This is a genomic window from Micromonospora sp. CNZ280, assembly GCF_011759515.1.
In genome coordinates this window covers 273,220-296,550 of record NZ_JAAOYP010000004.1, presented here as the reverse complement: position 1 = coordinate 296,550, position 23,331 = coordinate 273,220, and the positions used below count along the sequence as shown (strand labels likewise).

Genomic DNA, 23,331 nt, shown 5'->3' with positions numbered 1-23,331 from the left:
GGGAGGGGTGCCGGCCGATCCGACCGGTCAGAAGGTGACCAGCGGGTCGCCGATGAAGTCGGCGATGAAGTTGACGAAGAAGAAGCCGAAGAAAATGACATTGATGATGAGCAGTGCGTAGTGCCACGAGCGGGGGCGCGCCGCGCGGGGCAGCCGGCGGTTCAGGTAGATCAGCATGAACGGGAAGATCAGCGCGCCCAGGTTGGACATGTTCGCCGACCACTGCACCAGGCTGACCGGCAGCGCGAGGTGCAGGACGACGGCGATGATCACCAGCAGCAGGAGCATGAACGGGTAGTAGAACCGGCGGGGATCGCCCTCCAGCAGGCGACGGAGCCGGGGACTGGTGGCGTGCGCCGCGTCGGTGGTGACCCGCACCATCGCCTCGAAGATGCCGAGCTGGGTGCTGAACAGGATCAGCACACCGATCAGCAGCATGCCGTAGAACATCACCTGGCCGTACTCGGGTTCGAGCGCGGTGGCCACGAAGGTGGGCACGGTGGCCGTGGTCGGCGTCTCGCCGGACAGCTCCACCGCCTGCGCCATGAGGACGGTGGGCAGCAGCATGCCCAGCATGGCGCCGACGAAGAAGACGCCCCACATGTCGGTGAGCAGCAGCCGGTACCACCGCTTCCAGCGGGCGGCGTTGGCGGCGTCGTCGGGGAAGGTGACCCCGTTGGCCAGCAGTTCGCGCCGGTCACCGCGCAGCCCGGAGATGTAGCCGGTGCGGTAGCCCATGCCGTAGCCCTTGTCCCGGTAGTGGCCCATCACGTACCAGTTCAGGCCGGAGGCGAGCGCGGTGAAGCCGGCCAGCCCGCCCAGCTGGGTGGCGGTGATGCCGGCCGGTGGGGCGGCCGGCGTGAAGAACCCGCGGATGCCCTCCCACCACAGGCTCCCCGGGACCACGAGCAGGGTGACGAAGAGCAGGGCGACCAGGATCGTCCCGATCATCAGCCAGTTGGCCAGCTCCAGCGTGCGGCTGATCCGTCTGGCCGCCGCCGTGATGAGGAAGACCAGCACCAGCAGACCGATCGCCCAGAGCCGCGGCTCCTCGGCTCCGGCCGGCGGCACCGTGCCGTGGACCAGCGCGTACAGGCCCTGGCCGGCGGACGCGGCCCAACCGCCGGCGATGAACGCGAAGATGACCAGGAACACCGACAACGGCACCCACAACAGGTAGCCGGGCGGCACCCGTCCCCAGCCGACGACGGGCGCCTCGCCGGTGGCCATCACGTACCGGGACGACTCGACGTTGTAGAACGTCTGGAGCACGGCCGACACGAGGATCACCCAGCCGACCCCGACGAAGCCGAACTGGCCCACCGCCTGCGGGCCGAGCAGCCATTCCCCGCTGCCGATGGAGATGCCGAGGGCGATCAGGCTCGGCCCGAGCGCGTACTTGAACAGTTGCGGAAGCCCGAGCTTGCGGACACCGAACACCTCTTCCGGCTCGGGCAGGTCCGCCACGGCCAGCGGAGGACGGCTCTTTCCCAGTTGATAGGTGCGGACGTCCGGGGCCTCAGTTACTTCGGTCATGAAGAACCTCCTTATGGGAAGGGCCCCCCTGATCAATCGTCATACCTCGTTAACACAGAAGCAATAACTGATCTGTATGTGACGATTCGCTGATCGTTTCCACGCCGTGCCCGGAAATGATCGCCGGACCGCGCCGATGACCCGCGCCGCGGCCCGCGGTCCGGCCGGACGTCCCGGGTTTCGGCGGGATGGGATCCGGTCAGTAGGTAGGGATTTCCCCGATTCGTCGACGGTGGTCCGAAAGCTAGCGTCGAGGCGTGCCGGACCGCCCGACGGTGGCGGTGGCGACCGGTGGGCGGCCGGGCCGATCCGGCCCCGGCGGTGCGAGCCCGGAACCGGTCTCTTCGACGTGAACGAGAGCGAGGGGTGTCATGCGGCGGTGGATCGCGCCGGCGGCCTTGGCGGTCGTGCTGGCTCTGACCGGATGCGGTGGCTCGGACGAGCCGCAAGGGTCGCCCGGGGCGGCGGAGGAGGTCGACGGCGGTGACGGCGTCATCGAGGGGGACGGGGCGGCTGTCGAGCGCCCGTCCTGCCCGTTCACCCCGGAGCGTGCCTCGGAGCTGGTCGGGCGGACGTTGAATGCCGACGGCAACTGCCTGTTCCGGGACGACAACGGCGTCGCCATCCTGACCATCACCCTCGCCTCCCAGCTGGCCGGTCAGACGACCTACGACTACAGCAGGGAACAGGCCGGCAAGCGGTTCGAGCGGGTGTCCGACGTGGACAAGGGCGACCAGGGGTACCTCGCGGCCGGCGGGACGGAGGCCGAGGCCGTGGTGATCAGCAAGGCGGGCGCCTACACGGTCCAGATCAGCAGCTTCCACGACGACGCCACCGCCAACGAGACACTGCTGCGCAAGCTGGTCGACGCGATCCCCGCCTGACCTGCGACGACCGGGCGGGGCGGCGTCGCGCCGCCCCGCCCGGCCGATGGTCGGACCGCACGCTCCAGCGCCGGCCGGGTGACCCGTCCGTCGGGCCGCACCGTCGCATCGGCACGAAGGCGGGGCGGCGGCGTGCCGGCGAAGCCGACAATCGGCCCACCCGTTGCGTCCCGGCACGAGAACGCCCACGGCGGCGGCCGCACTTTCGCCGTTCGCCGCCGCCCGCGCCGCCGGTCGCGCCATGATGGCCGCGGAGCCACCCCGGCGGGCCCCCGCGTGCCGGTGACGGAGGAACGGGGGAGTTGACGTGCAGGACGTGTCGGTCGAACCGGTGGTCGCCGAGGCCCGGTCGGCGGGCCTGGCGGACGTGGTGTGGGAGAACGCCGAGGCGGCGCCCGAGGCGGTGCAGTTCCTGCGCCCGGACCCGGTCCCCAGATCCTGGCCGGCGCCGCGGCCGTTGCGTACCGGCCCGCAGCCGGTGACCTGCCGGCAGTTCCGTGACGACGTGCTCGCCCTCGCCCGCGGGTTCGTCGCCGCCGGTATCGGCCACGGCGACCGGGTGGCCCTGATGAGCCGCACCCGCTACGAGTGGACGCTCGTCGACTATGCCCTGTGGTCGGTCGGCGCGGTCACCGTGCCGATCTACGACACCTCCAGCGCCGACCAGCTCCGCTGGATCCTCACCGACTCCGGCGCGGTCGGCTGCGTGCTGGAGACCGGCGAGCACGCCGCGATGCTCGCCGGCTTCCGGGACGACCTGCCCGCGTTACGTCAGGTGTGGCGGATCGACGGCGGCGACCTGATCGCCCTGGCGGGAGAGGGCCGCGCCGTCGACGACGCGCGGGTGGACGCCCGCCGGCGCGCGGTGACCGGCGGGGACGTCGCGACGATCGTGTACACCAGCGGCACCACCGGACGGCCGAAGGGCTGCGTGCTGACCCACCGCAACATCCACAGCGACGTCACCGGCGCCGTCGAGGTGCTGCGGGACCTGCTGCACCCGGGCGCCTCGACGGTGTTGTTCCTGCCGCTGGCGCACGCGTTCGCCCGGCTGATCCAGGTCGGCATGGTGCACAGCCGGGCGACCATGGTGCACAGCGCCGACATGAGCGGCGTCCTCGACCAGCTGCGGAAGTACCGGCCGACGTTCATCCTGGCGGTGCCGCGGATGTTCGAGAAGATGTACAACCGGGCCCGGCAGAAGGCCGACGAGGCGAATCGGGCGCGGTTGTTCGACCTCGCCGACCGGCTGGCGGTGCGCTACAGCCGGGCGCTGGACGCCCCGCGCGGTCCGGGGCCGCTGCTGCGCCTGGCGCACGCGGTCTTCGAGGTGCTGGCGTACCGGAAGCTGCGCGCCACGCTCGGCGGGCGGTGCCGGCTGGCGATCGTCGGTGGGGCGCCGCTGGCGGACCGGCTCGGGCACTTCTTCCGCGGCGCCGGGATGGCCCTGCTGGAGGGTTACGGGCTGACCGAGACGTCACCGGCGTTGACGGTCAACCCGCCGTCGGCGATGCGCATCGGCACCGCCGGCCGCCCGATCCCCGGCGTGCGGATCCGCGTCGCCGCGGACGGCGAGATCCTCGCGCACGGCCCGATGATCTTCACCGGCTACTGGAACAACCCCGAGGCCACCCGGGAGGCGGTCACCAGCGACGGCTGGTTGCGCACCGGCGACCTCGGCGGCCTCGACCAGGACGGCTACCTGCGGATCACCGGCCGGAAGAAGGAGATCATGGTGACCGCGGCCGGGAAGAACCTCGCGCCGGCGCCGATCGAGGACGCGATCCGCGAGCATCCGCTGGTCAGCCAGGTGATGCTGGTCGGCGACGGCCGCCCGTACGTGGCCGCCCTGGTGACCGTCGACGAGCACGCCTGGTCGCGGTGGCGCGCCGCGCGCGGCCTGCCCGACGTGCCGGTGGCCGAGCAGCGCGATCACCCGGAGCTGCGCGGCGAGATCCAGTCCGCCGTCGACCGGGCGAACGCGACCGTGTCCCGGGCGGAGCAGGTCAAGACGTTCCGGATCCTGCACCGTGACCTCACCGAGGCCGAGGGCGAACTCACCCCCACGTTGAAGATCAAACGGGAGGTGGTGGCGACGCGCTACGCCGAGGACGTCGAGGCGCTGTACCGGGGCCACTGAACCACCGCGCCGGGCGGACTTCCGTCAGCCGGGAGCCGGCGGCGAGGCGGCAGCAGGGCGGAGACGAAGGTGAGCAGCACGGTGAACGTGGCCTGCGCCCGGGCCGGGCCGTCAGGCGGGCTGGTCCAGGATGGCGCTGAAGCGTTCCTCGGCCAGGTCGAGCTGGTCGAGGATGTGCTGCTTGACCGGGGCCGACAGCGGGGTGTCCGGGCGGGTGACGAGGTCGCGGAAGACCGGCACCAGCGGCCGGTACTTCGCCGCCGCCGACGCCACCTTCGGGCCGACGGTGTGGATCACGCCCACCCCGTTGTCGGTGAAGTCGGAGACCTTGATGACCCGCGCCCACGGCTCGCCCTCGAGGCTCGCCGCCACGTGCTCGCGGTACTGCTCGTGCCGGTCCCGCCCCGGGTCGTACGCCGGGTTGGTGACCGCCGCGACCAGGCGGGCCACCCGGGGGCCGAACCGGTCGGCGAGGGTGGCCAGCGCCGCCGTCGTCGGGTCGTCGACCTCCGCGTCGCCGGCCAGTTCGTCGGGGTGGTCCTCGACCGCGTCGTGCAGCAGCCCGGCGACGATCACGTCCACGTCGCGCACCTGGTAGTGGTGCATCATCCGGATCGCCACCCGTAGCAGGTGGTTGAGGTACGGCTCGCGGACCCGCCGGTCGTCGCGGTGCAGGTCGGCGGCGAGGTCGAGGGCGGCGGTGAGCCGCTGCCGGGCGGGTTCGTCGAACGCCCGGATCTCCAGCCGGAACCGTTCCAGCAGGCCGGGCTCGCCGTGGATCTCGGTGATCGCGTGCATCGGCATGGTGGCGAGGTACGCGGGGAAGTCCATGCGTCACTTATAGCGGATCTTCACCACGAACCCGGTCCGGCGGTCGGCCACCCGACGGGCGGGGCCGGCAGCCGTCGCCCGGTGAGCGCACGCGCACGTCAGCCCAGCGGTTCGAGCGCGAACCTCCCCCAGGCGACGAAACCGAGCAGGCCGATGAACATCAGGTCACCGAGCAGGTAGCCCCACTCGCTGCGGCGGAACCGGGTCGTCCCCGCACCCGCCATCACCAGCATCAGGCCGGACGCAGCCAACGGCACGAGCACGACAGCCACGTCGGCGACAGCTGGCAGGATCAGGCCGAGAGCACCGATGATCTTGATCGTGCCGATCGCCTTGATGTGCCCGCGGCCGAAGTCGTCCACCCAGTGCTGGCTGGCTCCGAACGAGCGGAACCGCTCCTTCGTCAGTACGACCTGACTGACCCCGCCGATGACGAACCCGGTCGCGACAATGGCAGTCACTATCCATAGTGCGGTGTGCATGACAGCTCCTCACATCCGTTACCTCGCCTCCCCGAGGCGCGTCGTAGGTGTGACGGAGCCCAGCCACGAGAGGTAACGACGATGACGCCGGACACGCATCTGGCAGCCGTGTTCGATGACGAGCGAGGACGCCTGGTGGCCCTGGCCCATCGGATGCTCGGATCGCGAGCGGATGCCGAGGATGCCGTCCAGGAGGTGTGGCTGCGTCTGGTTCGCCAGGATCCGGCGTCGATCGACAACCTCCCTGGCTGGCTGACGACCGTGGCGGCGCGGGTCTGTGTCGACATGCTGCGCGCACGCAAGCACCGCCCGCTCCCGGCGCATGAGCCCGACCTCCCCGAGTTCACGGTCAGCGAGGACGTTGAACCCCCCGATGACGCGGCAGCGGCCAACGACGCGGTGGGCCTCGCTCTGCTGGTGGTGCTCGAGGCGCTGGGGCCCGACGAACGGCTGGCGTTCGTGCTGCACGACATCTTCGCGGTGCCGTTCAAGGACATCGCCGAGATCCTCGGCACCTCCACGGCCGCAGCCAAGATGATGGCGAGCCGCGCCCGCCGCAAGGTGCGCGGCGCCGACCTTCCCAGCGACGGCCGCCGCCGCCAACGTCAGGTGGTCGACGCCTTCCTGGCTGCTACCCGGGACGGGGACTTCGAGGCACTGCTGCAGGTACTCGACCCACAGATCACGTGGCGGTCGTACACCCCGGGCGGAGTCGTGGTGAAGCTCGGCGCCACCGAGGTGATCGCCGCCGCCGAACGTGGGACCCGCGCCTCGGTCGTGGCACGCCGGGTCCTGGTCAACGGGGAGCCGGGCATCATGACCTGGAGCCGCACCGGAGCGCCACTCAGCGTGATGGCGTGTACCGTGCGCGGTGGCCGCCTCGTCGAGGTCGTGGCTCTGGCCGACCCGCGCCGGCTGGCGTCCATGCCCACGCCCCCCTGCCGGCCTGCCGGGACCGACGACTAGGCCGCGGCGGCGCGGTGCTCGACGGCTGGGCATTGACGCCTGGTCACATCCGCTCGCCCGGCAACCGGCTGGCCTGCTCGATCCAGGAGCGCAGCCGGTCCTCGTCCAGTTCCTCATCCGGGCGGATGTCGAGATAGCGCACCTCGTCGTGCTTGGACGATTTCGGCGGCATGGGATCGAGCGATGTCCCCTTCAGGAACTGCACCTGCACGTAGTTCGTATAGCAGCGGAACGACAGGAACCAGCCCTCGCCCTTGAGCCCGTAGAACGGTTGGTTCCACTTCACGGCCTTGTGCACGCCGGGGACGGTGCGCACGATGAGGTCGTCCAGGCGCTGCCCGACGTCTCGTTTCCAGCCGGGCATGGCAGCGATGTAGTCCCGAACCGGCCCGCTTCCCTCACCCTTGGGGATCTGGGGATTGCCGCCCGAGAGCAACCTCGGTCCCGCGTCGGGCTTCTTGTCATCGGACATGAGTGACACTTCCTTGGTGCGGTCCGCGACATCCGGAAAGAGACGTCGCGACTGCGTCGACGTAGCGAGATGCAACCACCTGGCTTCAGCCGGATGCTTGCTCAGCAGGATGCGGCCTCCCACAGGAATCCGTCCGGGTCGGAGCAGGGTTCCGAATCGCTACCGATGGTGAGGCGGTGCTATCCGTCCTCCAGCTCGACGGTGAGGGAATCAATGGTCGCCATCACCGCACGCTAACAACGGGTCAGGGCCCCGGCAGAGCGAGAGCGCGGTGCGGTACGGCGGCACCGCCCACGGCACGCCGAGTTCCGAGGGCAGCCGGCCCTGCTCGGCGGCCCGGCGCAGCACCTCGTTGACGCCGCGCAGGCGCAGCACCCGCTCCGGGCCGGCGCCGAGCGGCTCGACCAGGTCGGCGCCGAGCAGCCGTGGCGCGGGCGCCGACCGGAGCGCGTCCAGCACGGCGGTGAACGCCGCGGTCCGGGCCAGCGGGGCGATCAGCGGCACGGCAGGGTCGACCCGATGGTCGAGCAGGTTCTCCAGCAGGCCGCGCCGCCCGGGCACCTCGCGCGGCGCGGCGTCGCCGGGCAGCAGCAGCCGGTCGGTGGGGTACTCCAGCACGGCCCGCCCGGCGTCCCCGGTCACCAGCACCTCGCCGGCGATGAAATCCTCACCGGCCAGGGTCACCGCGGCCAGGACCGGCGGCCCGGTGCGCGGCCGGACCCGGAGCACGGCGGTGTCCTCCACCTCGATCGGGCGTACCCGGTAGCGCTCCACCTCGATGCTGGCCGGCCGCACCGGCGTACCGGCCGCCGCCTCGGCGATCGCCAGGCACTGCATCACCGCGTGCGCCAGCGGGTTGGCCAGCGCGCCGTCCAGCACCGGCCGGCCGTGCAGCGTCCGGCGGCCCGCCCAGGGCGCCCGCGCGTAGTACGCGTCGGTGCGCCGCCAGGCGGCGACGGTGGCGATGCCGGTGACCGGGCCGAGCCGACCGGCCGTCACCGCCGCGGTCAGCTCGGTCAGCGCCGCCGAGCCGAGCGCCTGGAACCCCACCTGGCAGGCGCGGCCGGTGGCGGCCAGCGCGGCGGCCAGCTCGTCGTGCTCGGTCGTCGACAGCACCGGCGGCTTCTCCAGCAGCAGGTCCGCCCCGGCGGCGAGCGCGTCCAGGGCGACCGGCAGGTGGGTGTGCGGCGGGGTGCAGACCACCACCACGTCCGGGCGTACGGCGGCCAGCATCTCCCGGTGGTCGGTGTGTACGGTGGTTTCCGCCGGCACCGGCGCGGCCGGATCGTCCTCGACCGGGCGCAGGTCCACCAGGGCCGCCAACCGCAGCCGGCCGGCCGCGTGCAGCGGCGCCAGCACCCGGCGGTGCCAGCGTCCGTGCCCGTTCGCCCCGACCAGCGCCACCCGGGGCGGGTCACCCGGCCGCCGTCCGGTTGTCCGGTACCGGCTGTCCGGGCGCGCCCCGGGCCGGCCGACCGGCGAGCCGGGGGCGGGGAGGCCGGGTGGGAGCGGGCCGGGCGCCGGGCGCCGGGCAGGGTCGCCGGCGGCGGGAGAGCGGGCGGCGGGGGATTCGCCGGCGGGGGACCGGGCGGCGGGGGAGCCGGTCACCGGGCACCCGCCAGGGTCGCCGGCACCCCGTGCCGGGTCAGGTCGGCCAGCCAGCCCACCACGTCGGCGCGGACCACGGCGTCCTCGGCCAGCTCGGCGGGGAAGATCTCGCGCAGCGCGAAGGCCGCGTCCACCGCGCCGGTCGGGGTGGGCGGGGCGGCGGCCAGTGCGGCGCGGATCCGGTCGGCGAGCGGATCCTGCAACGGCAGTGGGGATCCGTCGTCGGCGGCGCCCTGGGCGAAGCGCAGCCAGGCGGCGACCACCAGCGCGGCCCAGCGCGCGGGCCGGCCGGCGGCGCGCAGGTCGGCGATGGTGTGCAGGACGCGCTGCGGCAGCTTCTGCGAGCCGTCCATCGCCACCTGGAGGGTGCGGTGCCGGATCGCCGGGTTGCCGAACCGGTCCAGCACCTGCGCGCCGTAGTCGACCACCCGGATGCCGTCCGGCGGGGTGAAGCTGGGCGCGACGTCCTCGGCGACCAGCCGGCGCAGCACGTCGGCCAGGTACGGCAGGGCGAGCGCGTCGGCGACCGTCTCGCAGCCGGCCAGCGCGCCGAGGTAGGCGGCCGCCGAGTGCACGCCGTTGAGGGTGCGCAGCTTCAGCCGCTCCCACGGCCCGGCGTCGGCGCAGAGCACCGCCCCGGCCCGCTCCCAGGCCGGCCGGCCGCCGGGGAAGTCGTCCTCGATCACCCACTGCGCGTACGGCTCGGCGGCCACCGCGGCCAGGTCGGTCACCCCGAGCGCGTGCCGGGCCACGTCGAGCGTCTCCGCCGTGCTGGCCGGCACGATCCGGTCCACCATCGTGCCGGGGAAGGACACCTGCTCGCCGACCCAGCCGACCGCGTGCGCCGGCGCGCCCGCGTACGCCAGCGCCTGCTCGACCAGGCCGCGCAGCCGGCGGCCGTTGGCCGGCAGGTTGTCGCAGCTGACCAGCGCCACCGGCCCGGCGTCGGCGGCGGCCCGGGCCAGCAGGCCGCGCACCAGCAGCCCCGGCACCGTCGCCGGCGGCCGGTCACCGGCCAGGTCGGCGGCGAGCGCCGGGTCCGGGCGCAGCGCCCCGGTGGTCGGGTCGAGCTGGTACGCCTTCTCGGTCACGGTCAGCGTGACCACCCGGATCGCCGGGTCGGCGAGCAACGCCACCACCGCCGCCGGGTCGCTGGCCGCGTGCCGTACCTCGGCCAGCGCGCCCACCACCCGGGTTCCCGCGCCGTCCGCGGCCAGGGTGGTGACGCTGAACAGGTTGTCCTGCGCGGTCAGGTCCGCGACCAGCGCGGCGTTGCGCGGGGCGACGCCGACGATGCCCCAGTCGCCGCCGGCCGCGCCGACCGCCGCCTCGGTGTAGACGGCCTGGTGGGCCCGGTGGAACGCGCCGAGGCCAAGGTGCAGCACGCCGGCCGGCACGGTGCCGGGGCGCAGCAGCGGCCGGCTCGCCGCCGGCAGCCGGCGCAGCGAGCCGAGGCCGAGCCGGGACGGGCCCACGGTCAGCGCCATGCCGGACCGTCCGGGAACCGGAACCGGGCGACCGACTCCGGTCGCATGGTGCTGCTGTATCCGGGCGCGGTGGGCGGCAGGTACCGGCCGCCGCGGGTGCGCACCGGGTCGACGAAGTGCTCGTGCAGGTGGTCGACGTACTCGATCATCCGGCCGTCCAGGCTGGTGCCCACCCGCAGGTAGTCGAAGATCGCCAGGTGCTGGACGTACTCGCAGAGCCCGACGCCGCCCGCGTGCGGGCACACCGGCACCCCGAACTTCGCCGCCATCAGCAGCTCGGCGAGGACCTCGTCGACCCCGCCGACCCGGCAGGCGTCGACCTGCATCACCCCGATCGCCTCGGCCTGGAGCAGCTGCTTGAAGATCACCTTGTTGGCGGCGACCTCCCCGGTGGCCACCCGGCAGCGGCCGCCGGTCAGCTCGGCGACGGCCCGGGCGATCCGGGCGTGGCCGAGGATGTCGTCGGCGTGCGTGGGCTCCTCGATCCAGTACGGGTCCACCTCGGCCAGCGCGGTCATCGCGGCGATCGCCTCGTCGACCCCCCACACCTGGTTGGCGTCCATCATGAGCAGCGCGTCCGGGCCGATCTCGGCCCGGATGATCCGGGCCCGGCGCAGGTCGTCGGCGAGCTGGCCGCCGACCTTCATCTTCATCGCCCGCCAGCCGTCCGCGTACGCCTGCCGGGTCAGCGTCCGGACCTTGTCGTCCGGGTAGCCCAGCCACCCCACCGATGTGGTGTACGCGGGGAAACCGTCGCGCTCCAGGGTGGCCAGCCGGTCGGCCAGCCCGTCGCGTCCCTTGTCCAGCAGGGCGGCCGCCTCGTCCGGGGTGAGCGCGTCGGCGATGTGCTGGAAGTCGACGCAGCCGACCAGGTCGTCGGTGGGCAGCTCGGCCAGGTACCGCCAGAGCGGCTGGCCGGCCAGCTTGGCCCGCAGGTCCCAGACCGCGTTGACCAGCGCCCCGGTGGCCAGGTGGATGACCCCCTTCTCCGGGCCCAGCCAGCGCAGCTGGACGTCGGCGACGAGCGAGCGCCAGAACGCCACCGGCTCGGCGGCGATCTCGGCGACGGTGCGGCCGCGTACGTGGTGTTCCAGCGCCCGGACGGCAGCGCAGGTGAGCTCGTTGCCCCGGCCGTTGGTGAAGGTGAAGCCGGCGCCGGTCGGCCCGGCGTCGGTGCCCAGTTCGACGTAGGTGGCCGAGTAGTCGCCCCGGTTGATCGCGTCCGAGCCGTCGCCCCGCGCCGCGGTGGGGAACCGGACGTCGTGCACGTCCACGGAGGTGATGGTGACGCTCATGCCTGCTCCCGTTTCGTTCGCGACCGCGGGGCTCCGCTGCGCTGCACTTCTCGCGCTCACCGTGACTCCCCGAAGTTGAAGACTCGCTTCGGCAGCCGGTACGCCAGGTCCACGATGGTCTCGGCGGCCTCCGCCATCGGCAACCGGTGCTCGGCGACCAGCCGGGCCAGGAAACCGGCGTCCAGCCGCCGGGCCACGTCGTGCCGGACCGGAATCGAGCAGAACGCCCGGGTGTCGTCGACGAAACCGGCGGTGTTGTAGAAGCCGGCGGTATCGGTGACCGCCTCCCGGAACCGGCGCAGCACCTCGGGGGAGTCCAGGAACCACCAGGGCGCCCCGAGGTAGAGCGCGGCGTAGCCGCCCGCCAGCGGGGCCAGCTCCCGGGTGAAGGTGTACTCGTCGAGGGTGTAGAGCACCACCCGCAGCCGGGGGTCGTTGCCGTACGCGTCCAGCAACGGGGCGAGCGCGTGCACGTACTCGGTGGCCTGCGGCACGTCGCCGCCGACGTCGCGGCCGTGCCGGGCGTGCAGCCACCGGTTGTGGTTGCGCACCGCGCCCGGGTGCAGCTGCATGACCAGGCCGTCCTCCAGCGACATCCGGGCGAACTCCAGCAGCATGTGCGCCCGGAACGCCTCCGCGTCGCCGGGCTCGGCGCGCCCGCGGCGGAGCCGGTCGTACAGCGCCGCCGCCTCGGCCGGGGCCAGGTCGAGCGTCCGGGCGGTGGGGTGGCCGTGGTCGGAGGAGGTGGCGCCGGCCGCGACGAACGCCGCCCGCCGGGCGCGCAGCGCGGCCAGGTAGCCGGCGTACCGGCCGGTGTCCTCGCCGGTCAGCTCGCCGAGCCGGGCCAGGTTGGCCGACCAGTTGTCGAACTCCGGGTCGACCACGTCGTCCGGGCGGAAGGTGGTGACCACCCGCCCGCCCGGCCCGCCCCAGCCGTCCGCGGCGAGCTTGGCGTGCTGCCCCAGGTCGTCCAGGGGCGACTCGGTAGTGGCCAGCACCTCGATGTTGAACCGCTCGAACAGCGCCCGGGGCCGGAAGCCCGGCTCGGCCAGCCGGGCGGCCAGCTCGTCGTAGACGGCGTCGGCGGTGGCCGGGGAGAGCGGGGTACCCACCCCGAACACCTCGGTGAAGGTCTGCTCCAGCCAGAGCCGGGACGGGGTGCCGCGGAACAGGTGCCAGTGCGCGGCGAACCGGCGCCAGATCCGCCGGCCGTCGGTCTCCACCGGGCTGCCGTCCCGGCTCGGCACGCCCAGCTCGGCCGGGGGCACGCCCTGGCTGAGCAGCATCCGAGTCAGGTAGTGGTCGGGGACGATGAGCAGCCGGGCCGGGTCGGCGAACGGCCGGTCCTCGGCCAGCAGCGCCGGGTCGACGTGCCCGTGCGGGGAGATGATCGGCAGCTCGGCCGCCAGCGCATACAGCTCCCGGGCCAGCGCGCGCTGGCCCGGTTCGGCGGGCAGGAGCAGGTCGGTACGGGACATGGTGGGCACGGAATGCGGCTCCCGGGGGTCGAGGTCAGGGCAGGGTGAGCAGGTCGGCGACCCGGACGGGCCGGCCGGTGTCGAAGGACCGGTTGGCGGCCAGCCCGGTGAGCAGGGCGAGCGCGCCGTCGTGCGCGGTGGCGGCCCGGTCGAGCGGGTCCGGGGCGCCGCCGAAGAGCACCCGGGTCATCCGCGCGTCGGCGCCGCCGTGGCCCTGCCGGGTGTGGCCCTCGACGGTGACCGCCCGCGGCGGGGCCCAGAACGGCCGCAGGGTGAGGGTGGCCCCGCCGGCCTCGTCGGGGGCCTCCGCGCCGTGCAGGGCGGCGCCCTTGAGCGCCCCGGCGGCCGCCGGGCTGACGTACGCGCTCTCGGTGACCTCCAGCTCCAGCCGGCCCCGGCTGCCGTTGACCATCACCCGGTAGCCCTCCCAGGGCGCGTACGCGGTGAGGTGGTAGGTCATCGTGGCGCCGGTGGAGTAGCGGGCCAGCACCGCCATGTCGTCCTCGATGGTGACGCCGGGGGCGAAGACGTTGCGGTCGCGCTGGTAGCCGTCCTCGGCCTCGGCGTCGAGGTAGAGCTCGCGCAGCCGGGGGTGCGCGGCCAGGCGCAGCGCGAACGGGTCGTCGCCGGCGGCGGGGGAGCCGTGCGCCCGGTCGTAGTCGCGGGCGTAGCCGTGCCGGCGGCCGGACTCGCCGTAGAAGAAGAGCCGGCCGGCGCCGTAGACCTCCACCGGCCGGGCGTCCAGCCACCAGTTCACCAGGTCGAAGTGGTGGCTGGCCTTGTGCACCATCAGCCCGCCGGAGGCGGCCTTGTCCCGGTGCCAGCGGCGGAAGTAGTCGGCGCCGTGCCGCACGTCGAGCAGCCACTCGAAGTGCACCGACCCGATCTCGCCGACCGCGCCCTCGGCGAGCAGCCGGCGCACCTGCTCGTGCAGCGGGTTGTAGCGGTAGTTGAAGGCCACCGTGATCCGTCGGCCGGTACGCGCCACCGCGTCCAGGATCCGCTCGCAGCGCGGCGCGTCCACCGTCATCGGCTTCTCGGTGACCACGTCGCAGCCGGCCTCCAGCGCGGCCACGATGTAGCGGTCGTGGGTGACGTCCACGCTGGTCACCAGCACCACGTCGACCCGCTCCTCGGTGAGCATCGCGGTGAAGTCGGCGGCCCGGTAGGTGGGCACCGCCGGGTGGCCCGACTCGGCCAGCCACCGGTTGTGCGCGTCCATCCGGGCCTGGTTGACGTCGGCGAAGGCGACCAGCTCGGCGGTGTCGGGGTGGTCGCGCACCAGCGCCCGGACGAACATCTCGGCGCGGGCGCCGGTGCCCACCACGGCGTACCGGAGACGCCCGCTGGCCTGGGGTGACATCTGCTCGGCCTCCCGGGCAAGCTGCAAAGGTTTGCAGTGAAGTAACCACGATCGATGCTGACGAGTCAACGCCCGGACGGGAATCAGCGGCTTTTGATGGCATTAGCGGCGATGCGGGCGCCTGATGGGAGCGCAGCCGAAACCGAGCTGTAATCATCCACCGTTGACACTGGAGCAACCGTTTGCATTAATTGGCGGCACCCGTGACCGCCGCCACATCGGAGGGACGCCGTGCCAGTCACCATCAGGGACGTCGCGCGGGCCTCCGGCGTGCACGTCTCCACGGTCTCCCGCACCTTCTCCGCACCGCACCTGGTCAACCCGGAGACCCGGGTCCGGGTACTGGCCTGCGCGGAGGACCTCGGCTACCGGCCCAACCGGGCCGCCCGGGCACTGATCACCGGCCGGACGCACAACATCGGCCTGATCATCGCCGACATCGCCAACCCGTTCTTCCCGCCACTGATCAAGGCGGCGGAGGGCCAGGCCCGGCACCGCGACTACCACGTCTTCGTGGCCGACACCAACGAGGATCCGACCACCGAGGAGGAACTGGTCCACGCCCTGGCCAAGCAGGTCGACGGCGTGCTGCTGTGCAGCCCCCGGATGAGCAACAGCCTCATCGAGCAGCTCAGCCGAGAGGTCCCGCTGGTGGTGGTGAACCGCCAGCTGGCCGGCCTGCCCTGCGTACTGATGGACGTGGGGCAGGGCGCCCGGGCGGCGGTGGACCACCTGGTCGGCCTCGGCCACCGGGAGATCGCGCTGCTCGGCGGTCCGCGCGGTTCCTGGACCAACCGGGAGATCCGCCGCGCCGCCGGCGCGGCCGCCCGGGCCGGCGGGGCCGAACTGACCGTGCTCGGCCCGAACCCGCCCACCGAGACCGGTGGCCTGGCGCTGGCCGAACAGATCCAGCGCAGCGGCGTCACCGCCGTGCTCGCCTACAACGACCTGATGGCGATCGGCCTCATCGAGGGGCTCGACGCACTGGGGATCCGGGTGCCGGAGCAGGTGAGCGTCGTCGGGGTCGACGACATCGCGCTGAGCCGGCTCACCCGTCCCAAGCTGACGACGGTGGCCACACCGACCGCGGCCGCCGGCCGGACGGCCGTCGACATGCTGCTGCAACAGGACGCCGAGCCGCCGCGCGCCGCGCGGGGGATCGGCACCGGCACGGCAGCCGGCGCCCGTCGTACCACCGCACAGGTGATGCTCCAGACCGAACTGGTCATCCGCGACTCGACCGGGCCGGGCCCCCATGCCGGCCGGGACCGTCCCTCGGCCGCCCCGGCAGGCCCGGGCCCGCATCGCCTTGCGGGCCCGGGCGACCCGGTGGTGGCCACCGGTGACGGCGTCGCCTCCTAACGCCGAGGAGTGAGCGCACATGCACCCCGCAACGCCCCCCACCGCCAGCGCGCCCGCCGGGCGCACCTACCGTACCCCGCTGCTCCGCCGCCGGTTGCTGCGCGGCCTGCTCGCCGTGGCGGTCGCCGCGCCGCTGGTCACCGGGGCCGCCGCCTGCGGCGGCGACGACCCGGCGACCGACCCGAACGCCCCGGTGAAGCTCTCCGTCTTCTGGTGGGGCGGCGAGGCCCGGGCCAAGCTGACCGAGGAGGCCCTCGCCCTCTACGCGAAGAAGCACCCGAACGTGACGTTCGAGAAGACCTGGCAGGCCAACCAGGGCTACTTCGACAAGCTGGCCACCCTCACCGCCGGCGGCAACCCGCCGGACCTGTTCCAGATCGACGACAACTACCTCGCCGAGTACGCCGGCCGCAGCACCACCATGGACCTGACCAGTTACAAGGACTCCGGCAAGCTGGACGTGTCGAAGTTCCCGAAGAGCCTCTGGCAGTACGGGGTGGTCGACGGCAAGCTCGCCGGTGTGGCCGCCGGGGAGAACACCCAGGGCCTGGTCTACAACAAGACGCTGCTGACCGAGCACGGGTTGCCGGAGCCGACCACCGGGATGAGCTGGGAGGAGCACATCGCCTGGGCCGAGCGGGTGGCGAAGACGGCCAAGGTGCCCGGCACCCAGGACCCGAGCGCCGACTACAAGGCGTTCTGGGTGTGGCTGCGCCAGCAGGGCAAGGACCTCTACAAGGGCAAGGACCTCGGCTTCACCGTCGAGGACGTGACGAGGTGGTTCGAGCTGTGGAAGGGTGCCCGGGACCGGGGCGCGACCCCGACGCCGGACGTCATCCACGAGGGCAACTCCAGCGACATCACCAAGCAACTGGTGGTCACCGGCAAGTCCGCGACCTCCTGGGTCTGGGTCAACCAGATGCCGGACCTGAAGAAGAGCACCAAGGACGAGCTGGGCGTGATCGCGTACCCGGGTGACCCGAGCGGGCAGTGGGCGCGGGCCGCCATGTACTGGTCGGTGTTCAAGGGCAGCAAGCACAAGGACATCGCCGTCGACGTGATCAACTTTATGATGAACGACCAGGAGGCGGTGGCCCTGCTCGGCACCGACCGGGGCCTGCCGTCCAACCTCGACCTGCGCGCCAAGGTCAGCGAGGCAACCACGAACGCGGCCATGAAGCAGTCCATCCAGGTCGAGTCCGACCTGGCGCAGAAGTTCGGCGACTCGCCGCAGGTGCCGATCAAGGGTCACAGCAAGGTCCGCTCCGAACTGGTCAAGGCCGCCGAGAACGCCCAGTACGGCCGGGCCACCCCCGCCGAGGCGGCCGCCCAGTACGTCGAGGCCTGCAAGTCCGCCATCGCCTAATGGGAGCTGTCGGGTGAGCCGTTGGCAGACTCGACACCGGTAGCCGCGGGTGGGTGAGCACTCCCCTCGCCTGGACTTGGAAGTCCTGGGGTCAGAGCGTGCCCCCGCTCGTGGTCGGGAGAGGAACGGCTGATGGGGTGTCGTGCCCGCCGCTGCGCGTGAGCACTGGTCCATTAGGCCGCCGGGCTCTTCCGTGGGCTGCCGAGAGTGGTCGGTGTGGTGAAGCGGAGGCGGGTGTGCTGTTCGTCGGGGACGACTGGGCAGAAGATCATCACGATGTAGAGGTGCAGGACGAGCGCGGCCGGACGTTGCGGGCCGTGCGGCTGCCCGAGGGTGTGGACGGCGTGGCTCGTTTCCATGACCTGGTGGCCGGGTTCTTGCCGGAGGATGCCTCGCCGGCGCAGGTGCTGGTGTGTATCGAGACCGACCGTGGCCCGTGGGTGCGGGCGCTGGTCGCGGCCGGCTATCAGGTCTACGGGGTCAACCCGAAGCAGGCCGCCCGGCATCGGGAGCTGATGTCGATCTCGGGCGCCAAGAGCGACAAGGCCGACGCGCGCACCCTGGCGGACATGGTGCGGACCCGCCGGCACCAGCTGCGGCAGGTCGCCGCGGACTCCGACATCGCCGAGGCGGTCAAGGTCGTCGCCCGGGCCCACCAGACGCTGATCTGGGAACGCACCCGGCACACGCTGCGGCTGCGGGCCGCGCTGCGGGAGTACTTCCCCGCCGCGCTGCAGGCATACGAGGTCCTGACGCTCACCGGTTCGGACACCCTGGAACTGCTGGCCAAGGCCCCGACACCGGCTGCGGCGGCCAAGCTGACCGTGGCGCAGATCAGCGCCGCACTCAAACGGGCCCGCCGACGCGACATCCCCACCAAGGCGGCAGCGATCCGGCAGGCACTGCGCACCGCGCACCTGGGCCAGTCCGAGATCGTCACCGGCGCATACGCGGCGACCGTCCGGGCCACAGTGGCAATCCTGCAGACCCTCAACACCGAGATCCGCACCATGGAAGGCCAGGTCGAGGCCCATTTTGGCCAGCACCCGGACGCTGAGGTCTACCTCAGCCAGCCCGGCATCGGCGCCATCCTCGGCGCCCGGGTGCTCGCAGAATTCGGTGACGCTCCCGGCCGCTACACCGACGCCAGATCCCGCAAGAACTACGCCGGCACCGCACCCATCACCCGCCAATCCGGCAAAACCAAAACCGTCCACGCCCGGTTCGTGCACAACGACCGACTCGTCGACGCCCTGCACATGCAGGCCGGCGCCGCGATCCTGCACGACACCGCCGTCCGTGCCTACTACGACGAACTCCGCGCCCGCGACGTCAGCCACCCCGCCGCCCTACGCCAGATCGGCAACCGCCTCGTCGGCATCCTCCACGGCTGCCTCAAGACCAACACCCATTACGACCAAGCCACCGCTTGGTCACACCGAACCGCCCTACCCACCGCTGCTTGACACCTCAGCTCCTGGGGTGTCTGACCCGCCGTCGTACGGAGAGGAGCCGGCTCGTGGCCCTGACCACGGCGCCCGACCCGACCCGCCGCGGTCCCGGATCCGTCCGGCCCCGCGCCAACCGGCGCGGGCCCGGGCGGCCCCGGCACGGCGAAGGTCTGGCGGGGTACGTCTTCCTGTCGCCCTGGCTCATCGGCCTGATGGCCGTCACGGCGATCCCGATGCTGCTGTCGCTCTACCTCAGCTTCACCAACTACGACATCCTCACCCCCTGGTCCGAGGTGGAGTGGGTGGGGCTGGCCAACTACGAGCGGATGTTCACCGCCGACCCCTCGTGGTGGCACTCGGTCCGGGTGACGCTGACCTTCGCGCTGGTCGCCGTACCACTGAAGCTGGCCGCCGCGCTCGGGGTGGCGCTGCTGCTCAACCGGGCCTGGCGCGGCGTCGGGGTGTTCCGCGGGCTGTTCTACCTGCCGTCGCTGCTCGGCGGCAGCGTCGCGCTGGCCATCGTCTGGGTCAACATGTTCAACCGGGACGGCGCCTTCAACTCGTTCCTCGCTCTCTTCGGCATCACCGGCAAGCCGTGGGTCAACGACCCGGACTGGGCGCTGGAGACCCTCATGGTGCTGGCCATCTGGCAGTTCGGCGCGCCGATGGTGATCTTCCTGGCCGGGCTCAAGCAGGTGCCCACCGAGCTGTACGAGGCGGCCGCGGTCGACGGCGCCGGCCGGTGGCGGCAGTTCGTCAACGTCACCCTGCCGATGCTCTCCCCGGTCATCTTCTTCAACCTGGTGCTGGAGACCATCAACGGCTTCCAGGGCTTCACCGCCGCGTTCGTGCTCAGCAACGGCACCGGCGGGCCGGTCGACTCGACCCTGATGTACACGCTCAACCTCTACATCACCGGCTTCACCGACCTGGAGATGGGCTACGCCTCCGCGATGGCCTGGGTCTTCCTGGTCGCCGTCGCGGTGATCACGGTGATCTTCTTCAGCACCGGGCGGTTCTGGGTGCACTACTCCGACGGGGAGGACCGGTGATGGTGGGGGTGACCACGCGCCGACCGGCGGCCGGCGCCCGGCCGCGCAGCCGCTCGGCGCTGCGGCTGCTGGTGCTGCTGGTGATCCTCGCGGTGGTGCTCTACCCGCTGGTCTGGATGCTCGGCACCTCGGTGAAGAGCCAACCGGAGATCGCCAGCAACATCGGCCTGTTGCCGGAGCGGTTCACTCCGGGCAACTACACCGACGGGTGGCGCAACTTCGACGTCAGCTTCGGCCGGTTCTTCCTCAACAGCGCCATGGTCAGCCTGCTCACCGTGGTCGGCAACGCGGTGTCCTGCCTGCTCGCCGCGTACGCCTTCGCCCGGCTGCGGTTCCGGCTGCGCGGCGTCTGGTTCGCCGTCATGATCGGCACCCTGCTGCTGCCCGGGCACGTGCTGATCGTGCCGCAGTACATCCTGTTCCGCAGCCTCGGGCTGGTCGGCGGCGAGTGGCCGTACCTGCCGCTGCTGGTGCCGCAGTTCCTGGCCACCGAGGCGTTCTTCGTCTTTCTCATGGTGCAGTTCATGCGGAGCATCCCGCGCGAACTGGACGAGGCAGCCAAGATCGACGGCGCGAACGCGTTCGGCATCTTCCGGCACGTCATCCTGCCGCTGAGCCGCCCGGCGCTGGTCACCACCGCGATCTTCTCGTTCATCTGGACCTGGAACGACTTCTTCCGGCAGCTGGTCTTCCTCTCCGACCTGGAGGACTACACCGTGCCGGTGGCGCTGACCCTGTTCATCGACTCGACCAGCCAGAGCGCGGTCGGCCCGATGTTCGCCATGTCGGTGCTGTCGCTGCTGCCGGTCTTCGGGTTCTTCGTGGCGTTCCAGCGGATGCTCGTCGAGGGGATCAACACCAGTGGCCTCAAGGGATGAACCGGCCGGGCGGTACGCCCACGAACCGGCCGGCCCGTCGCCGGACGCGCCGGAGCGGATGAGCCGCGACTGGCGCGACGTGCTCGCCGACGCCGCCGACCTGGCCCTGCTCGGCATCCTGCTGACCGTGGCCGCGCTGCCGCTGCTGACCGCCGCCGCCGCGGCGGCCACGGCCAGCGCCGCCGTGCACGACCGGTTCAGCACCGGCGGCTGGCCGTCGGCGCGGCAGATCCTGGCCCGGTTCGCCCGGGCCGTGCCGGCCGGCGTGCCGGTGTCGCTGCTCGCCCTGGCCGGCGCCGGGCTGCTCGCCGTGGACCTGGCCGCGCTGGCCACCGGGCGGGTTCCCGGCGGTACGCCCGCGCTGGCGGTCACCGTGCTGGTCACGGCCGCCGTCGCCGGCTACGCCGGGTCGATCGTGGTCGAGGTGGGCCGTACCGGGGGGCGGTGGCGGCCGGCCGCCCGGACCGCCGCCCGCGCCTGCCTCGACCACCCGGCCCGCTGGGCCGCGCTGGCCGGCACCGCCGGGGTGGCCCTGCTGCTCGCCGTGCTGGTCACCCCGGTCGCGGTGCCGATCCTCGCCGGCTACACCCTGGCCGCCCTGTACGCGGTCGCCAGCAGGCCCGCCACCCGCCCGGAACCGTCGTGACCACGGCCCCACGCCCCGCCGCCGCCAACCCCGACCAACCGGCCGCCGCCGGCACGGTCCGCCCGCCCGCCGCGACGGCCACCGTCGAGAGCACCGGGCACCCGGCCGCCGGGCCGGACGGCGACGACCCGCGGTTGCTGGTCGACGGCGTCGAGGTGGCCCGGTACCGGGTGGCGCCCCGGCTGGACGCCCGGCACGGGCCCCGGCCGTACCTCCACCCGGTGCGGACCCGCGCCGGCACGGTGGTGACCGATGCGCTCCCCGCCGACCACGTCTGGCACCTCGGCGCCTCGCTGGCGGTGCAGGACGTCGACGGCACCAACCTCTGGGGCGGGCGCACCTACGTCCGCGACGTCGGCTACACCTGGCGCGCCGACCACGGCCGGATCGCGCACACCGGCTGGCTGCACCGCGCGCCGGAGCGGCTGGCACATCGGCTGGAGTGGCGCGACCCGGCCGGGGCGGTGCTGCTCACCGAGCGGCGCGCCATCGCCGCCGGCGCGCTGCCCGGGCACCCCGACGCCTGGCGGCTCGACCTCGACTACACCCTCACCCCGCCGCCCGGGCGGGACGTGCCGCTGGGCAGCCCGGCCACCAACGGCCGACCCGGCGGCGCCGGCTACGGCGGTTTCTTCTGGCGCGCGATGGCCGACCGGCCCCCGGCGGTGTTCACCGCGACCGGGCAGGGCGAGGCGGCGGTGAACGGCTCGGCCGAGCCGTGGCTGGCGCTGCGCGCCGAGGCGGGCGGCACCGCGTACACCCTGGTCTTCACCGGTCTCGGCCCCGGCGACCGGTGGTTCGTCCGGGCCGAGATGTACCCGGGGGTGTGCGTGGCGTTCGCGTTCGACCGGCCCCGCGTGGTGCCCGCCGGGACCGGGCGTGCCGGCCGGCACCGGATCGCGGTCGCCGACGGGGCGCTGGACCGGGACACGGCCGCCGCGCTGGCCGCCGCGCTCGACCCGGAGCGGCCGTGACCGGGCCGGACCGCGACCCGCCCGAGGTGGTGACCGTGGGCGAGTCGATGGTGGTGCTCAGCCCGGCCGCCGGGACGCGGCTGGAGTCGGCCGGCCGGCTCGCGGTCACCGTCGGTGGCGCCGAGTCCAACGTGGCCGTCGCGCTGGCCGGCCTCGGCCACCGGACGACCTGGGTGAGCCGGGTCGGAGCCGACCCGTTCGGCCGGCTGGTGGTGCGGCAGGTGGCCGCCGCCGGGGTGGACGTCCGGCCGGTGACGGTGGACCACCGGGCCCGCACCGGCCTCTACCTCCGGGCCGGCCCGGGCGGCCGGGCCGACGTCGACTACCGCCAGGTCTGTCTCGTCTCGCAGGCCATGCGCCGGGCCGACCTCGCCTGGCGGCGCGAGTTGGCCGGTCAGACGCTCGCCGACCTGCGCGCCGCCGTGGAACAGCGCTACCCGGAGACGCCCGGCAACACCCGCGAGCGGTTCGCCGCCGCGCTGACCTGATCCACCATCCCTTTCCGGAGAGGCAACCCACCATGACCGCACCCGTGCACGTCCAGGCCACCGACGCCACCGTCCTCGCGGACGGGCCGACCAGTCTGATCACCCTGCTCGCCGACGCCGACGCCGACGCCGACGCCGACGCCGACGCCGACGCCGACGCCACCGCGGGCGCGCTCACCGCCAACCGGGCCACGCTGCACCGGGGCTCGCCCGGCGCGCCGCCGCACCTGCACACCCGCGCGGCCGAGGCGTTCTTCGTCCTCGACGGGGTCCTCGACGTGCTGGTCGGCGAGGAGATCCGTACCCTGCGCAAGGGCGACTTCCTGCTCGTCCCCGCGCACACCCCGCACGCCTTCGCGCCGGCCCGCGACGAGGCGGCCGACGTGTTGGTGGTCTTCACTCCGGGCATCGACCGGTTCGACTACTACCGGCTGCTGGAACGGGTCTACCGGGGCGAGGCCGACCCGGCGGAGATCGGCGCCAGCGGCGAGCGGTTCGACAACCACTACGTGGACAGTCCACTCTGGCGGTCCCGCGCCTGACCGACGGACCTGCGGCGTCCCGCGCCGCCG

General features: G+C 73.0%; 21 protein-coding genes. 12 read left to right on the top strand and 9 right to left on the bottom strand.

The annotated features are described in order from the left end of the window. Nucleotides 1-27: 27 nt before the first annotated feature. Nucleotides 28-1,536 carry an Nramp family divalent metal transporter gene (locus FHX32_RS28540; RefSeq protein ID WP_167190021.1) on the bottom strand — a complete coding sequence of 503 codons (1,509 nt, stop codon included), beginning with the start codon at nucleotides 1,534-1,536 and terminating at the stop codon, nucleotides 28-30. A 371-nt stretch (nucleotides 1,537-1,907) separates the two neighbouring features. Between FHX32_RS28540 and FHX32_RS28535 the strand changes: the two genes are divergently transcribed. Further along, nucleotides 1,908-2,420 (top strand): hypothetical protein, encoded by a 513-nt coding sequence (locus FHX32_RS28535; RefSeq protein WP_167190018.1) that lies wholly within the window; start codon nucleotides 1,908-1,910, stop codon nucleotides 2,418-2,420. A gap of 307 nt (nucleotides 2,421-2,727) precedes the next feature. Continuing rightward, nucleotides 2,728-4,560, top strand: a complete 1,833-nt coding sequence (locus FHX32_RS28530; RefSeq protein ID WP_167190015.1) for an AMP-dependent synthetase/ligase — start codon at nucleotides 2,728-2,730, stop codon at nucleotides 4,558-4,560. Nucleotides 4,561-4,671: 111 nt separating this feature from the next. On the opposite strand, the gene FHX32_RS28525 is transcribed toward FHX32_RS28530, so the two are convergent. Then, nucleotides 4,672-5,391, bottom strand: coding sequence for an HD domain-containing protein (locus tag FHX32_RS28525; protein WP_167190012.1), 720 nt, complete (start codon nucleotides 5,389-5,391; stop codon nucleotides 4,672-4,674). A 98-nt stretch (nucleotides 5,392-5,489) separates the two neighbouring features. After that, a complete protein-coding gene (locus FHX32_RS28520; RefSeq protein WP_486481379.1) occupies nucleotides 5,490-5,852 on the bottom strand; it encodes a DoxX family protein in 363 nt (120 codons plus the stop codon). A gap of 102 nt (nucleotides 5,853-5,954) precedes the next feature. Here FHX32_RS28520 and FHX32_RS28515 point away from each other — a divergent pair, with 102 nt between their 5' ends. Next, a complete protein-coding gene (locus FHX32_RS28515) occupies nucleotides 5,955-6,839 on the top strand; it encodes a sigma-70 family RNA polymerase sigma factor (protein ID WP_167190006.1) in 885 nt (294 codons plus the stop codon). Between the two features lie 43 nt (nucleotides 6,840-6,882). On the opposite strand, the gene FHX32_RS28510 is transcribed toward FHX32_RS28515, so the two are convergent. From FHX32_RS28510 to FHX32_RS28485, 6 genes are all read right to left on the bottom strand, one after another. Next, nucleotides 6,883-7,311 (bottom strand): DUF1801 domain-containing protein, encoded by a 429-nt coding sequence (locus FHX32_RS28510; RefSeq protein WP_167190003.1) that lies wholly within the window; start codon nucleotides 7,309-7,311, stop codon nucleotides 6,883-6,885. 210 nt (nucleotides 7,312-7,521) lie between these two features. Beyond that, a complete protein-coding gene (locus FHX32_RS28505) occupies nucleotides 7,522-8,715 on the bottom strand; it encodes a Gfo/Idh/MocA family oxidoreductase (protein ID WP_167190001.1) in 1,194 nt (397 codons plus the stop codon). Nucleotides 8,716-8,915: 200 nt separating this feature from the next. Then, nucleotides 8,916-10,406: a mannitol dehydrogenase family protein gene (locus FHX32_RS28500; protein WP_167189998.1), complete on the bottom strand. Its 1,491-nt coding sequence runs from the start codon at nucleotides 10,404-10,406 to the stop codon at nucleotides 8,916-8,918. Then, nucleotides 10,397-11,701: an enolase C-terminal domain-like protein gene (locus tag FHX32_RS28495; RefSeq protein WP_167189995.1), complete on the bottom strand. Its 1,305-nt coding sequence runs from the start codon at nucleotides 11,699-11,701 to the stop codon at nucleotides 10,397-10,399. Before FHX32_RS28495 ends, FHX32_RS28500 begins: the two co-directional genes overlap by 10 nt. Nucleotides 11,702-11,757: 56 nt before the next feature. Further along, nucleotides 11,758-13,179, bottom strand: coding sequence for a glucuronate isomerase (gene uxaC, locus FHX32_RS28490; protein ID WP_208419453.1), 1,422 nt, complete (start codon nucleotides 13,177-13,179; stop codon nucleotides 11,758-11,760). A 34-nt stretch (nucleotides 13,180-13,213) separates the two neighbouring features. Then, the gene (locus tag FHX32_RS28485) at nucleotides 13,214-14,542 is read right to left on the bottom strand and encodes a Gfo/Idh/MocA family protein (RefSeq protein ID WP_167190969.1); all 1,329 of its coding nucleotides are present in this window, start codon (nucleotides 14,540-14,542) and stop codon (nucleotides 13,214-13,216) included. A 231-nt stretch (nucleotides 14,543-14,773) separates the two neighbouring features. On the opposite strand from FHX32_RS28485, the gene FHX32_RS28480 reads away from it, so the two are divergent. The 9 genes from FHX32_RS28480 to FHX32_RS28440 all read left to right on the top strand — a co-directional run bounded on the left by FHX32_RS28480 (nucleotide 14,774) and on the right by FHX32_RS28440 (nucleotide 23,301). Then, nucleotides 14,774-15,904, top strand: a complete 1,131-nt coding sequence (locus FHX32_RS28480; RefSeq protein ID WP_167189989.1) for a LacI family DNA-binding transcriptional regulator — start codon at nucleotides 14,774-14,776, stop codon at nucleotides 15,902-15,904. Between the two features lie 19 nt (nucleotides 15,905-15,923). Next, complete coding sequence (locus tag FHX32_RS28475; RefSeq protein WP_167189986.1) at nucleotides 15,924-17,270, top strand: extracellular solute-binding protein; 1,347 nt, start codon at nucleotides 15,924-15,926, stop codon at nucleotides 17,268-17,270. 236 nt (nucleotides 17,271-17,506) lie between these two features. Further along, the gene (locus FHX32_RS28470) at nucleotides 17,507-18,736 is read left to right on the top strand and encodes an IS110 family RNA-guided transposase (protein ID WP_167179979.1); all 1,230 of its coding nucleotides are present in this window, start codon (nucleotides 17,507-17,509) and stop codon (nucleotides 18,734-18,736) included. A 53-nt stretch (nucleotides 18,737-18,789) separates the two neighbouring features. Next, nucleotides 18,790-19,773, top strand: coding sequence for a carbohydrate ABC transporter permease (locus FHX32_RS28465; protein ID WP_167189983.1), 984 nt, complete (start codon nucleotides 18,790-18,792; stop codon nucleotides 19,771-19,773). A gap of 116 nt (nucleotides 19,774-19,889) precedes the next feature. Next, the gene (locus tag FHX32_RS28460; protein ID WP_486481419.1) at nucleotides 19,890-20,651 is read left to right on the top strand and encodes a carbohydrate ABC transporter permease; all 762 of its coding nucleotides are present in this window, start codon (nucleotides 19,890-19,892) and stop codon (nucleotides 20,649-20,651) included. Then, entirely contained in the window at nucleotides 20,635-21,297 is a 663-nt protein-coding gene (locus FHX32_RS28455) for a hypothetical protein (RefSeq protein ID WP_486481378.1), read from the top strand. Before FHX32_RS28460 ends, FHX32_RS28455 begins: the two co-directional genes overlap by 17 nt. Further along, nucleotides 21,294-22,271 (top strand): DUF6807 domain-containing protein, encoded by a 978-nt coding sequence (locus FHX32_RS28450; RefSeq protein WP_167189977.1) that lies wholly within the window; start codon nucleotides 21,294-21,296, stop codon nucleotides 22,269-22,271. Before FHX32_RS28455 ends, FHX32_RS28450 begins: the two co-directional genes overlap by 4 nt. Further along, a complete protein-coding gene (locus tag FHX32_RS28445) occupies nucleotides 22,268-22,759 on the top strand; it encodes a PfkB family carbohydrate kinase (RefSeq protein WP_486481377.1) in 492 nt (163 codons plus the stop codon). Before FHX32_RS28450 ends, FHX32_RS28445 begins: the two co-directional genes overlap by 4 nt. Nucleotides 22,760-22,791: 32 nt before the next feature. Further along, a complete protein-coding gene (locus tag FHX32_RS28440) occupies nucleotides 22,792-23,301 on the top strand; it encodes a cupin domain-containing protein (protein ID WP_167189974.1) in 510 nt (169 codons plus the stop codon). Nucleotides 23,302-23,331 lie beyond the last annotated feature (30 nt).